The 12,822-nt window shown below is 66.5% G+C and carries 12 protein-coding genes (1 of these 12 running past the window's edge); 2 read left to right on the forward strand and 10 right to left on the reverse strand.

Features of this window, described 5'->3' with window-relative positions; translation table 11 throughout:
- The 5 genes from F1D61_RS29290 to F1D61_RS29305 all read right to left on the reverse strand — a co-directional run.
- Window positions 1-1,219: the 5' portion of a flotillin family protein gene (locus F1D61_RS29290; RefSeq protein ID WP_203155552.1), read on the reverse strand. The gene continues 494 nt to the left of window position 1, outside the view; only the first 1,219 of its 1,713 coding nucleotides appear in the window; its start codon is at window positions 1,217-1,219; the stop codon falls past the left edge of the window.
- 139 nt (window positions 1,220-1,358) lie between these two features.
- Window positions 1,359-1,640 (reverse strand): OB-fold-containig protein, encoded by a 282-nt coding sequence (locus tag F1D61_RS35480; protein WP_432443186.1) that lies wholly within the window; start codon window positions 1,638-1,640, stop codon window positions 1,359-1,361.
- Window positions 1,607-2,020: a hypothetical protein gene (locus tag F1D61_RS35485; protein ID WP_432443187.1), complete on the reverse strand. Its 414-nt coding sequence runs from the start codon at window positions 2,018-2,020 to the stop codon at window positions 1,607-1,609. Before F1D61_RS35485 ends, F1D61_RS35480 begins: the two co-directional genes overlap by 34 nt.
- Window positions 2,017-3,138, reverse strand: coding sequence for a PspA/IM30 family protein (locus F1D61_RS29300; RefSeq protein ID WP_246775601.1), 1,122 nt, complete (start codon window positions 3,136-3,138; stop codon window positions 2,017-2,019). Before F1D61_RS29300 ends, F1D61_RS35485 begins: the two co-directional genes overlap by 4 nt.
- Window positions 3,139-3,346: 208 nt before the next feature.
- Complete coding sequence (locus F1D61_RS29305; protein ID WP_203155554.1) at window positions 3,347-3,616, reverse strand: hypothetical protein; 270 nt, start codon at window positions 3,614-3,616, stop codon at window positions 3,347-3,349.
- A 192-nt stretch (window positions 3,617-3,808) separates the two neighbouring features.
- Between F1D61_RS29305 and F1D61_RS29310 the strand changes: the two genes are divergently transcribed.
- Entirely contained in the window at window positions 3,809-4,744 is a 936-nt protein-coding gene (locus tag F1D61_RS29310; RefSeq protein ID WP_203155555.1) for an acetamidase/formamidase family protein, read from the forward strand.
- A 118-nt stretch (window positions 4,745-4,862) separates the two neighbouring features.
- Here F1D61_RS29310 and F1D61_RS29315 read toward each other — a convergent pair whose 3' ends face one another.
- Window positions 4,863-5,135 carry a hypothetical protein gene (locus F1D61_RS29315; RefSeq protein WP_203155556.1) on the reverse strand — a complete coding sequence of 91 codons (273 nt, stop codon included), beginning with the start codon at window positions 5,133-5,135 and terminating at the stop codon, window positions 4,863-4,865.
- A gap of 511 nt (window positions 5,136-5,646) precedes the next feature.
- Between F1D61_RS29315 and F1D61_RS29320 the strand changes: the two genes are divergently transcribed.
- Window positions 5,647-8,124 (forward strand): beta strand repeat-containing protein, encoded by a 2,478-nt coding sequence (locus F1D61_RS29320; protein ID WP_203155557.1) that lies wholly within the window; start codon window positions 5,647-5,649, stop codon window positions 8,122-8,124.
- Here the strand turns inward: F1D61_RS29320 and F1D61_RS29325 are convergent.
- The 4 genes from F1D61_RS29325 to F1D61_RS29340 all read right to left on the reverse strand — a co-directional run bounded on the left by F1D61_RS29325 (window position 8,111) and on the right by F1D61_RS29340 (window position 12,593).
- Complete coding sequence (locus tag F1D61_RS29325; protein ID WP_203155558.1) at window positions 8,111-8,596, reverse strand: hypothetical protein; 486 nt, start codon at window positions 8,594-8,596, stop codon at window positions 8,111-8,113. The genes F1D61_RS29320 and F1D61_RS29325 overlap by 14 nt on opposite strands.
- Window positions 8,584-8,979 (reverse strand): group III truncated hemoglobin, encoded by a 396-nt coding sequence (locus F1D61_RS29330; RefSeq protein WP_203155559.1) that lies wholly within the window; start codon window positions 8,977-8,979, stop codon window positions 8,584-8,586. Before F1D61_RS29330 ends, F1D61_RS29325 begins: the two co-directional genes overlap by 13 nt.
- Window positions 8,980-9,074: 95 nt before the next feature.
- Complete coding sequence (locus tag F1D61_RS29335) at window positions 9,075-10,361, reverse strand: NAD(P)/FAD-dependent oxidoreductase (protein WP_203155560.1); 1,287 nt, start codon at window positions 10,359-10,361, stop codon at window positions 9,075-9,077.
- A gap of 1,017 nt (window positions 10,362-11,378) precedes the next feature.
- Window positions 11,379-12,593 carry a replication initiator protein A gene (locus F1D61_RS29340; protein WP_203155561.1) on the reverse strand — a complete coding sequence of 405 codons (1,215 nt, stop codon included), beginning with the start codon at window positions 12,591-12,593 and terminating at the stop codon, window positions 11,379-11,381.
- Window positions 12,594-12,822: the final 229 nt, after the last annotated feature.

Genomic DNA, 12,822 nt, shown 5'->3' on the forward strand with positions numbered 1-12,822 from the left:
AGGCGCGGCGCTCGGCCTCCGCCGTGACGGTGACGCCGGTGGCGTCCCGCTCCGCCTCGCGCCGGGCGGCGATGACGGCGATCTCGCGCTCGCGCTCGGCGATCTCCTTGGCCTTGGCCGTCGCGACGCGCTCCTCGGCCGCGACCGCCAGGGCCTCGGCCGCCTTGGCGGCGGCGCGCGCCTCAGATTCCCGCTGCGAGCGCTCGGCGATCTTGATCGCGTTGTCCTGGAGGATGAGCTGGCGCTCGCGCTCGGCCTCCGCGTTGCGCTGGCCGATGGCGAGATCGGCGGCGATCCGGGCGCTCTCCGAGGTCTGGCGCGCCTCGACCTCGCGCAGGCGCACCGCCTGCTCGCGCTCGATCCGGGCGGTCTCCTCGCTCTGCTGGGCGCGCTGCTCGGCCTGGGCGGTCTCGGCGCGGGTCTCGGCGGTCTTGTTGGCGATGTCGCGTTCCTGGGCGAGCTGGGCCTCGCGGGTGGTGCGCCTGATCTCGAGCTGCTTGAGGGCGGTCTCGCGGTCCTTCTCGGCCACCGCCACCTCGGCGTCGCGCTCGGTGGCGTTGCGCTCCTTGCGGCGCTGCTCGGTGATCTCCTTCAGCCGGGCGAGGCCTTCGGCGTCGAAGGAATTGTCGGGGTTGAAATGCTCGATCGAGGTCTGGTCGAGGCGGGTGAGCGACGCCGATTCGAGCTCGAGGCCGTTATGGCGCAGGTCGCCCGAGACCGCCTCCTGCACCCCCTTCACGAAGTCGGCGCGCTTCTCCTGGAGATCGGGCAGGGTCATGCCGGCGGCCACCGCCCGCAGCGCATCGACGAACTTCGCCTCGATCAGCTCGCGCAGGAGCATCGCGTCGTTGGTCCGCTCGCCCAGCGTCTGGGCGGCGAGCGCGATCGATTCCTCCCGGGGCTCGACCCGGACGTAGAACTCCACCGTGATGTCGGCCCGCAGCCGGTCCTTGGTGATGAGCGATTCGTTGCCCGAGCGCTTCACCTCGAGGCGCAGCGTATTGAGGTTCACCATCGCGATGGAATGGAACACCGGCAGCAGCACCGCGCCGCCGTCGACCACGACCTTGCGCCCGCCCAGGCCCGTGCGGACGAAGGCGGTGTCGCGGGTGGTGCGCCGGTAGAGCCGGCTGAACACGACGCCGATGCCGAGGAGCGCGACGACGATGATGCCGGCGATCACCAGCAGGCCGACGAGGCCGGAACTGACCATGTCCATCGGGAAGCGTTCTTTCATCTGCGGGGATAAAGGATTTTCCGACGACGCGGATACCGGTTCGGCGCCGGGAATCTGCGGCGAAACAAGAATCTGACCGGGCGAGGCGTTGGCCTGCCAACACGAGCCCGCTCTGGACGGGCTACAGGTCCGGCGTGGCGGGTACGGCGAGGTAGACCGCGTCCGCGCGGTCCACCAGCAGGACGCGGGCGCCTTTCGCCATGGCGGGGGCGCCGGGGGCGGCGCGGGTGCGCAGGAAGTGGGTGTTGCCGTAGCGGTCGAGGGCCCGGACCTGCCCCGGCAGGCCGTCGTCGAGGGGGCCGAGGATGACCTCCGCGGTCGCCCCGACGAGGTCGTCGGCGCCGACCACGTAGCTCTCGTCCCGCGGGATCAGCCGGGCCAGCGCCCGGGTCGAGACGCGCAAGGCCGGCAGCGTCGCAGCACCGGCGAGGCCGATCGCCGGGAGGACCGGCAGGGGGCGAGCAGGGCGGCGGCGAGGCCCTGAAGGACGAAGCCTGCGAGCGCGAAGACGGCGAGGCCCAGGATCAAGAGGATCAGGAAGGGCACGCGGCCGAGATTGATCCACGACATCAAGGCCGCGGGCGAGAGGGAGCCCTGCGCATCCGCCGCGGTCACCAGATCGCCGCCGCCGTCGTGGCCGAGGGCGCCGTCGACCAGCCCCGAGAGCGATTGCCCGAGGAGGAGCGAGATCGCCTCGACCGCGACGAGGCCGGCCATCACGGCCGCCGCCAGGGCGAAGGGGAACAGCGCGGGGCCGGCCAGCGAGCCCACGAGGCCGCTCACGAGAACCTGCCCTGCTTGAGCGCGGCGAGCCGCCGCTCGATGGCGTCGTCGCGGTGGAGGCGGTCCAGTTCCTCGATCGAGGGATCGGCGACCGAGGCGGCGGTGCCGGTCACCCGGTCGATCGCCCGCAGCGACTGCGCGATCCGGCGGCTGCGTGCCGCCTCCTCGCGTCCGTAGCCGTCGAGCGGATCGGCCGCCTTCGCGGGCGGCGTGCGCAACAGGGCGATCCGGTGCTCGGCGTCGCGCCGGGCGGCTTGCGCTGCCTGCATCGCCTTCGCGGCGGCGGCCTGGCGCTCGTCGACGTCGGCGAGGGTCGACTCGATCGCCTCGATCTGGCTCTCCAGGTCGAGCTGGCGCGCGATGCCGGCTCGCGCCAGGTCCTCGCGCCCGTTCGCCAGCGCCAGGGACAGCTTGTCGGGAAGCGCGGCGAGTTCAGCGTCGAGCTGGCCGCGGCGGGCCGTGAGCCGGTGGGCCTCCGCCTTGATCCGGCCGAGGTCGAGCCGGGCCTCGTGAATCACCGCATCGATCTCGCGCAGGGCCTGCTCGGCGACCGCCAGGGGATTGCGGTCCTCGACCGCGTCGAGGGCGGCGCTGGACAGGCCGCCGATGATCCGGCCGACGCGGGTCAGGATGGTCTCGGGCATGCGGGTCTCCTCCTTGCGGATGTCCTCCGAGGCAGCGACGGAGACGCCGACCTGGATGGTGAGCGCGTCGCCCTCGAGCGTCAGGCGGGCGCTCGCCAGGTCGTGCCACGGGCCGTCATAGCCCTCGACGCGGTAGGGCATGGTGCGGCGTCCCTGGAGCGTGGTGAGCGCGATCTCGGAGGCGGTCTTCACGCTGAACAGCTTGTCGTCGAGGGGCATCGACACGACGCGCTGCGGGTCGAAGCCGGCCGCCTGCCGGGCGAAGTCGCGGATCCCGAGGGTGACGAGGCGGGCCGGCAGCCCGGTCTCGTGGCGCGCCCGCTGGTAGCCATGTGCGACCAGGGCGACGACGTTGGCCCGCAGGCCGTGCGCGCGGCGGATCTCCTCCAGGACGACCAGCATCCGCCGATACGCCGCCAAAAGCGCGTGGACCGCGTCGAGATCCGCCGGCCCGGGCAGGAGCCGGTAGGTCAACCGAGACGGCAAGGATCCCGAGCGAGGCATGGTTTGAGCGTAAAACACCGCGCGGGTGTTTTCAAGCCTTACGCGAGCGGTCGACGGGCAAGGTTGCACCTCCTGCCGTGCGCCCAGGCGCGATGCGCAAAGTAGCAGGGCGCCACTCGGCTCGTTGCCCTTGGCAAAGATCTGCCACCGAGCCGGTGGCCGCTCCGGCGAACGATGCTCAGTCGGGCCGGCGCGGCGAGGCGGCGGCGCCCTCGGCCGGCGCCCGGTCGAGCGCCGCCTCGGTGCCGAGGAGCGCCGCGAGCTCGCGGGCGGATTTGGCGGCGGCCGCGGCGCAACGCATGGCGCAGCGATAGCCCGCGAGGTCGTTCTCGGTCAGCCGCTCGGCGGCGGCCGCGAAGAACGTGGCCGCCAGCTCCAGGCACTCCGCCGCGCAATGCCGGATCATCTCCGGCGTCCCGTGCGCGGGGCCGGCCGCTGCCTCGTCCATCGCTCTCCCATCCGGCACGAGGCCCGGCCCATACGGGGCCGGTCGATCTGGCCCGGCGCGCGGCCCCGGACAAGCCCGCGCGACGACGCGGGCGGCCCGATTCCGCTGCCGCCGCCCTCGACGCGGCCCCGGCGCCGGGCGATGCTGGCCTCCCCTACCCGTCCCTCCCCCGCCGAGCCCGGATTCCGCCGCATGACGCATCGCCTGGCCGCCTCGCCCGAGACCTGCCGCTGGGGTTACCTCGACGCGGCCGTGCCGCCGGTCCTCACGATCCGCAGCGGCGAGCGGGTGACGATCGAGACCGTCTCGGGCGGGCCCGACGCCCTGCCGCCGGCAGGCTTCCACGTGCCGCCCGAGCTGCTGGCGATCCACGCCGCCGAGACCGGCATCCCCCAGGGCCACATCCTGACCGGCCCGGTGGCGATCGAGGGCGCGCAGGCCGGCGACGTGCTGGAGGTGCGGATCCTCGACGTCCGTCTACGCCAGGACTGGGGCTTCAACCGCCACCGGCCGCTCGCCGGCACCCTGCCGGAGGATTTCCCCCATTTCCACCAGATGAACATCCCCCTCGATCGGGAGCGCCTGACCGCCCGGATGCCCTGGGGGCTGGAACTGCCGCTGTCGCCGTTCTTCGGCGTGATGGCGGTCGCCCCGCCGCCGGCCTGGGGGCGCTGCACCTCGATCATTCCGCGCGCCTTCGGCGGCAACCTCGACAACAAGGAGCTCGTCGCCGGCACCACGCTGTTCCTGCCGGTCTTCGTCGAGGGGGCGCTGTTCTCCTGCGGCGACGGCCACGGCGCGCAGGGCGACGGCGAGGTCAACGTCACGGCGATCGAGACCGCGCTGTCGGGCACGTTCGAGTTCGTGCTGCGCCGGGATCTGCCCCTCACGGCGCCCCGGGCCGAGACGCCGAGCCACGTGATCACCATGGGCCTCGACCCCGACCTCGACCGCTGCGCCGAGCGGGCCCTGCGCGAGATGATCGACCTCGTGGTCGCCCGCGCCGGCATCACCCGCGACGAGGCCTACGCGCTGTGCAGCATCGCCGCCGACCTGCGGGTGACGCAGACTGTCAACCAGCACAAGGGCGTGCATTGCATGCTGAGGAAGGAGTATCTGCTCCGGTGAGGCGAGCCCCGAAAGATTATTCACGACAATGTATCATCATTTTAATTTTATTCAGCATAGAGGGAATTTTTTAGCTATCGCGGCTTTCTTGGTGTCGCAATGATGTGAATATTATTATTTATATTGCATTATCTGATAATATTATGCCATATAAATATTTTATGGCTATTAATTCTGAATCGACATCCTTGAGAGCATTGACGATCTCTACCGAACCGCCGCCCTGGATCTGGTAGCGAGACATCGTCGGCGGCGCCTGGTGCCGCTGAATCATACCGATCGTCGCGCGCAGCCCGGTGGCGATCGCGGCGCCACCGGTCTTCTCGATCGCGGCCTCGGAGAGGTCGATCCGTCCCGTCGGCCCGGAACCGATGTCGAGCCGGCCCCACACGGCGCCCGGTGGGCTTCCGTTCGATCCGGGCGCTCCCGCTTGGCGGCGTAGAGAACCCGGTTCTTTGCCGGTGAGCGATCACGGGACAAGAAGCGCGACGGGCTGCCGGTGCTGGTCGTGGCCTCTGCTTGAGCGGGCGCCGCGCACCTCCGTCGCCACGATTGTGCTGCGCGCGCCGCACGGCCTTCAGGATCCGCGACGCGCAGGCCATGACGACGTGCGAGGTCTCATCCCCGGGCCGGACGTAACCACCCCGGAGATGACCGGATACCAGCGATTGACGCCGGCAGCACTGTCACCATGACGGCGGAGACGACACGCTGATAGACGGATACGGGTGGGCCGCCGCGGACTCCACCAACACGCGACCACTACTGACCGACCGCCGAAGAGTCTCAACATGGATATATAATCCTCCGAGACGATCTTATCGGGACTAATAGAATAAATATTCGACGATTGACACTCATGAATTTATAATCTATTTTTTCTCGGCAAACAGGGGGAGCCGATGGCTGAAATTCGTTACTATATCGTTCCGAGCTTTGTTGCTACCAACGAAAAGAACTCTGATGATAAGATAACGATTGATAAAAGTTATTTTCAATACGACTATACAAATAATAAACTTAACACAAATATAGGTAACGTAAATTTTTTATTTCGCATCACTTCTAATAAAACTGATGACTCGAATTATTACGCTGATTTCGAAAAGCAGCCTAAAAGCCCAACACTTTATTACAAGTCATATATAAAATGGCAGAGCATTGATCCAAAATCAATTGTCTACTCAACGAGCTATGGATCGATATTCTCCCCGATACCAACCTACATCAACAACGCAGCCCCAGTCACGATAAATGCGATCGCACAAAGCTCTGGCGTTTTCGACTTTGCATCGAGCGGTACATCCGTTCTCAATCTTGCCGTTGGCCAAACCGATTTCGGCCTGACCGTCGCATCGTTCACGTCAAACAATGCGATCCAGATCGTCAATTCAAGCAACCTTCGACTCTCTTTCGATTACACCACAGATATTCTGACACTTTCGAACGGAGAAATTCTGCGATTTTCCGGCGATTACTCGCCGTATTACTTTTCAATCGCTCCGTCGTCGAATGGCTTCGGACAGACGATATCGCTCAACACCAAGCCGTCGGTACCACAGTCGCCGATCTTCCAGCCGGCAGCCGCCAGGGTCGCGTTGGCTTCGCCGACGGATATTCCAGCGTCACTGACCGCCATGAACGGGAAGTACGGCACACCCGACACCATTGTGTCGCGATCGAAGTCAGACGCCGTGAGCTACGCATCCGCGGCAGGGAGCGTCGTCGTCGATCTCGGGGCGCAAATTTCCTGGGATGGATCTTACAACGATACGCTGGTCGGGATCGAGAACGTCATCGGCTCGTCCGCCAATGACATCTTTTTCGGTGACGATCGGAACAACGTCTTCGACGGCAACGGCGGAGCAGATCAGATTTATGGCGGGGGTGGCAGCGATACGGTCAGCTTTGCAACGAAGTCGACCAGCACCCTAATCGATTTCACGTATTCCATCAACGGCGTTGTCATCAATCTTGGAGGCGAAACGTGGGATGGTAATTTCAATACAAAATTGATTAGTGTCGAGAATGCCGTTGGCACAAAATTCAATGATGTCATCTACGGCAATGCCGGAAACAATGTCATCGAGGGCGGCACAGGAGCGGATACGATTTACGGCGGCGACGGAACGGATACGGTCAGCTTCAAGTCCTCGGACACCGCGGTCGTTGTGGATTTACGATTCGGAACGACGTGGGACGGTCGCTACAACGACAGGATCTTCAGCGTCGAGAACGCGATCGGCTCGCGGTTCGGCGATACGATGTATGGCGATGCGAGCGACAACCTGTTCGAGGGTGGCGGTGGCGCGGACCTCATCAACGGCGGAGCAGGGAACGACACGATTGGCTTCGGTGGTGCGACAGGTCCAGTCATCGTCGACCTGCGCACGCAGACGACGTGGGATGGGACGTCCAACGCGATGCTGACGAGCATCGAGGACGTGATCGGGTCCGGCTTCGCCGATATCATCCTCGGTGATGCCGGCGACAATCTCATCGACGGGGGCGAGGGCGCGGATACCATCGACGGCGGTACGGGCAGCGACACGATCAGCTTCGTGAATGCTGCGAACGCCGTCGTCGTCGACCTGGCCGCTCGCCTCACCTGGGACGGCGCATCGAACGATACGCTGACGAGCATCGAGAACGTGATCGGGTCACGCTTCAACGACACGATCAGGGGCGATGCCGGCGACAATCTCATCCAGGGCGATGGCGGCGCCGATCAGATCCTCGGCGGCGCAGGCAACGATACGGTCGCCTTCACCCATGCTTCCGGCCCGGTAACGATCGACCTTGGGTCTCAGCTGACGTGGGACGGACAGTCCAACAGCACATTGTCCAGCATCGAGAATGCTATCGGTTCGCGATACAGCGACGTTATCTTCGGAGATGATGGCAACAATCTCATCGACGGCGGTGGCGGTGCCGATACCGTCTACGGCAGCGCTGGAAACGACACGATCAGCTTCGCAACATCGAAGAGCTCAGTGACTATCGATCTCGCCTATCAGAGCACCTGGGACGGCCTGAACAACGTTACCCTGTCCAGCATCGAGAACGCGATCGGATCGAAGTTCAACGATACCATTCTGGCCGGTGACGAGCGCAACATGACCCCTGACGGCATCCTCACGGGTAACGGCGGTAGCGACACGTTCGGCTTCCACAAGGGCTTCGGTCATCAGGTTATCACCGATTTCGCCCGCGACGACATCATCAAAGTTGAGCGTGGATTATTCACGAATGACGATATCCTCGGTTCAGCGGTCGATTACGGCGGTGGTGTTTTGCTGAAGGCCGCGGGACAGGGTGACATCGCTCTGGTCGGTGTGAGATTGAACGATCTGTACTCTGGTAATTTCACTTTCTTTTAGCGCACCGTGCGATCGGCCAGCGAAGACCGGGTCGCGTCGAATGCTGGTTGGGTGACGGGGCAAGCAACGATCCGCCTTGCCCGCAGATCGGCGTGTCGTGTGCGCCGTCAATACGGGTGCAACCTGGCGCCGAACCGCCGAGCGGTTTGGCGCCAGCGCTGCAAGCGTCCATCGTCGCTACGCCCGTCATCTCCTGCCCGGACCAGCGGATCTCGATGCGGTCCACGCGCTTTTGACGGCGTATCGGGGGATGCTGGTCGTCCTGGAGGAGATCCGCCGCGAGACCGGGCTGCCGGCCTGCCTCATCACCCTCGGGATCCGTGATTTTGCCCGGCAGGCGGCCGGCTTCGACCCGCAGCGCGTCGTGTCGATGCCCCTCGACGACAAGCTGTTCAGCGTGAAGACCGCCTCCGGGATCGCGCTCACCGGACGCCGCACCATGCCCTACCGCGTCGAGGGCTATGACGGGCAAGCGGTCGGCGCTCCAGCCTCGCCCGGGCGGAAGAACAGGCCGGCCTGGAGGCTGGCGCCGATCCGCTCGGCCCGCGCGTGCAGGGCCTCCGCCTCGTCCGGGGCGAAGCACGAGGCGGCGGTCTCGCGGAACAGGGCGAGCCACCGCGCACAATGCTCCGGCCGCAAGGCGCCGAGCGCCTGGTGCCGGCCGAACGGATTGCCCTTGTAGCGGCCGGTCTTGAACAGGACCGAGGACCAGAACGCCTCGATCGTCGCCATGTGCCGCGGCCAGTCGGCCTCCGGAATCGCGGCGGCGAAGACCGGCCCGAGGAGCGGGTCGCCGCGGACGCGCCCGTAGAACGCCGCCAGGAAGGGGGCGAGGCCGCTCTCGTCCAGGATCATCCGAGCCGTCCCCGTCGGATGCCGGTCGGCGCAGGCCCGTGGAACAGGCGGCACCGGCTGTCCATCGACCGCGGCTCGCTCTGGGGGCGGCAGGGTCATCGGAAGCGCGCGTCGGTCAGGTGCGCGAGCTGGGCTCCGGCCTCGTAGAAGGCCTCCTTCAGCCGCCGCCGCGGCGCCGCGACCGGATCGGTGACCGGCAGCGGCAGCGCATCCTCGCCGATCGTGCCCGCGACGAGCCCGGCGAGGCAGCGGCCGAAGACGGTACCCGGGGCGATGCCGCGGCCGTTATAGCCGCTGAACGAGACGACGTTCCGGCCGAGGCGGTGGACGCGCGGCAGGTTGTTCGCCGTCATGCCGATCTGGCCGTACCACTCGGTCTCGAAGGCGACGCCCGCGAGTTGCGGGAACAGCCGGGCGAGCGCCCTCCGGCCCCAGGCCCGGTGGATCGCAAGGCCCGGCCCGCGCAAGGCGCCGACGCTGCCGAAGACGAGACGGCCGGCCCGGTCGAACCGGAACGAGCTCAGCACCTCGCGGGTGTCCCAGACGCCCTGGCGCTCGGGCAGGATCGAGCGGCGCAGGTTGTCGCTCAAGGGCGCGGTCGCCATGTTGAAGTACGGCAGGTGGACCAGCTCCGCCCGGATCTCCGGCCAGACCGCGCTGGTATAGGCATTGGTCGCCACGATGACCTGGGCGGCCTCGACGGCGCCGCGCGGGGTATCGAGGCGCCAATGCGTCCCCGCATCGGCGACGGCGACGACCGGGCTGCCGGTATGGATGCGGGCCCCGGCCGCGATCGCCGCCGCCGCGAGGCCGCGGGCATAGGCGAGGGGCTGGATCGTGCCGGCCCGCGCATCGAGGAGCGCGCCGGCATAGGCGCGGGTGCCGACCTTCCCTGCGGTCTCCTCCGCGTCGAGCAGCCGGACCGGAGCGCCGCGGGCCTGCCACTGGCGGGCGCGCTCCCGCAACTCGGCGAGGCCCTTCTGGCCGACGGCGCAATGCAGCGTTCCCTGGCGTTCGGGCTCGCAGGCGATGCCGTGCCGCTCGACGAGGTCGAACACGGCGGCGGGCGCCGCCCCGAGCAGGTCGAGGAGCCGTGAGCCGTACACGGCGCCGAGTTCGCCGGGCAGGTCGTCGGGCATGACCCACATCCCGGCATTGACGAGACCGACATTCCGGCCCGAACCGCCGAATCCGATCTCGACGCCCTCGAGAATCGCAACCCGCGCCCCGCCTTCCGCGAGGTGGAGCGCGGCGGACAGGCCCGTGAATCCGCCACCGACGATCGCCACGTCGACCGCCATCCGGCCCTCGAGCGGCAGCGTCTGCGGGGCCGGGGGAGCCGAGCGCTCCCAGAGGCCGTGGCTGCGCGGATCGTCTCTCATGGATCGTCACTCACGATAGGTCGGACTGGAATCGGCGCGACCGATACCGCGATGGGACGCACCCGTCCTGCGCGGCGGGAGCGGATCACCCCCACGCGGCCGATCCCGTGCGGGCCGGAATTCGCGTCTTGCCTCAACGGTGTGACATCCCCTCCCGTCGTCGCCCATCGCCGCCGGGCGGGAGACCTTCGGCCCGTCTCGATTCCGAATCGCAACGATTCCACGGCATGGCTGCGATTCGGAATCGAGAAGTCGGCGATGACGGCCACGGTTCCGGACGACGTGGATTCGAGACGATTTGGATTCGAAACGATCTGGATTCCAGACGACGCGGCCGGTGCGAATCGCAAGGAAGCGTCGGACGCGCGCTGCCTTCGATCACGATGCGGGGCGCGTTCCCCGACGGCACGAACCGGCGCCCGGACTGTATTGCCGTCCCGGATGGGGGGAGCCTCGAGTCTTGGGCCTCCTGGATTGAGTCTTGGCCCTCCTCGATCGTGCATCGGCCTGGATCGTCGGAGCTTACTGACCGGTCGATGGCCGATGAGGGTGAGTCGCTGCTCTGCCTCCCTCGACTGGCACGAAAACCCGTTCCGTGCGAATCCGGGCTCTGTCGGACCGAAATACGCCCGTCCCTTGTCTTCCCAGAATCGAAAAATTTTTGCCAGCCGAAGGCGTTTCAAGAATCTGTTTCTATAGTTTTGATTCTAGGTTTTAGGCGCGCGATCCCACCCTAACGCGATGATCGTTAAGGTAAATTTCTGGTGGCCGGAGTCCCAAGTACGGCGCTGCCGGATCGATCTACGCCGCCGACAGATCGATGTACGGCGCATCGCGGAGTGATGTACGCCCGGATTCGGCTTATCCACAGCCGTCCACAGGACCCGTTTTTGTCACGACAGGCCGGACCGATGTACGGCACCTGTCAAAACCCGTGGCCGACCGATTCGCTTTTTTGGCAAAGCCGGACGGACCGAAATACGGTTGTTTTGGCAGCCCACCCCTTGCCCGGTTTTGTCACGCCGCGCCGGACCCATGTACGGTGGATTTGTCACTGGACCGGTTGACCATCCGCAGCACCGGCTCGCGCTCGCCCTCGATGATGCTGAGGTCGTAATCGGGCAGCGGCACCGCCGCATCGACGATCTCCTTGATCGCCTGACGGAACTTGTGCTTGGGCAGCTTCGAGCCGCTGCGCTTGTGGAGCTCGGTCATGCCGTAGCGGGCTTCCGTCTGCCCGGCCGCCTTGCGGGCGAGCCGGTAGAGGAACTTGGCGATCGGCCGGGTGATCAGGAAGTAATCCGGATTCAGGGTCAGGATCGACGGCTTGCCGTCGGGCTTGACGACGCCCTCGTAGACCCAGTCCGGAATGTCGATCTCGACCTGGTCGATGCGGTCGGCGCTGGTGCGCGACATGACCTTGTAGCGGCCGATCAGCGGAAACGCCTCGGTCTCGCGGCGACGGGTCTTGGCCTTGTCGCTCGACAGGTTGGTGATCTTGATCCGGGTCGCCTGCAGGCGGTCGAGCGCGCGTTCGAGGTCCTCGTACTGCTTGCCGCCGAGCTCGCGCCGGCAGAACTTCAGGATCTCCGAGGCGGCGGGCCGGTAGGTCCGGGGCGGCAGGGACGGGCGCAAGCCCTTGGAATCGTCGATCCGGTACTGGCGCGTCTGCTCCGCCAGGTGCGAGATCATGTTGATGACGATGTCGTAGTCGTAGGCGGTGGCGAGCCCGACCTCGGCGCCGCCCTCGATGGTGATGACCGAATCCTTCAATTCGTAGCGGATCACCCCCTCCCCCGTCGTCTTCGACAGGGCGAAGGGCGCGATGTCCATCAGGTTCATGTCGTCCTTGATCGGCGCGTCGTGGACGGTCGGCACGAAGAAGGCCAGCTGGGCGTCGTCGATCGGCGGCGGCCGGACGAGGGCGCGGGGCGGCCTCACCACCTCGTGCTCGACGATCTTGGCGACTTCCTCGGCGCGGATCGCCTCGGCCAGGACCGTCAGGGATTTCCGGAGCGGTTCCTCCTCGCCGAAATCCGCGAGCTTGAGATCCGCGAAGGAGCGCCGGCTGTAGAAGCGCCGGACGCGGCTGAGGCCGTCCTTCGACAGGGGGGTGAACTCGTCCCCGCGCAGGTGCGCGACCTGCTGCGCGATGCCCTGCAGGTATTCGTTCTTCTCGTGGAGCGAGAGTTGGGCGAACTCCTCGCGCGTCTTGAGATGCAGCTTCGCCATCGGATACCGGTTCCTCAAGCGCTACCATAGCACGGGACTGTGTTGCGCATTCGTCTCCGGAATCCGGGTGCCGGCCGGTTCGGTCTGGATGGTGAGCGCCGCGTGACCGGCGGCCAGCCGGCCGCTCATCTTTGCGCCAGCCCGTCGAAAGGGTGCGCCATGATCGGCCTCGCCCGCCGCCGAATGCCTCATGGTGCGCGGCGTGGCCGGAACGATCCGCCCGGACGTG

The organism is Methylobacterium aquaticum, assembly GCF_016804325.1.
GTDB lineage: Bacteria > Pseudomonadota > Alphaproteobacteria > Rhizobiales > Beijerinckiaceae > Methylobacterium > Methylobacterium aquaticum_C.

Bases quoted from the DNA above. Each gene is read 5' to 3' on its own strand.
- F1D61_RS29305 (WP_203155554.1), bottom strand. From the start codon at position 3,616: ATGGACGAGGCAGCGGCCGGCCCCGCGCACGGGACGCCGGAGATGATC.
- F1D61_RS29310 (WP_203155555.1), top strand. From the start codon at position 3,809: ATGACGCATCGCCTGGCCGCCTCGCCCGAGACCTGCCGCTGGGGTTAC.
- F1D61_RS29320 (WP_203155557.1), top strand. From the start codon at position 5,647: ATGGCTGAAATTCGTTACTATATCGTTCCGAGCTTTGTTGCTACCAAC.
- F1D61_RS29330 (WP_203155559.1), bottom strand. From the start codon at position 8,979: ATGATCCTGGACGAGAGCGGCCTCGCCCCCTTCCTGGCGGCGTTCTAC.
- F1D61_RS29335 (WP_203155560.1), bottom strand. From the start codon at position 10,361: ATGAGAGACGATCCGCGCAGCCACGGCCTCTGGGAGCGCTCGGCTCCC.
- F1D61_RS29340 (WP_203155561.1), bottom strand. From the start codon at position 12,593: ATGGCGAAGCTGCATCTCAAGACGCGCGAGGAGTTCGCCCAACTCTCG.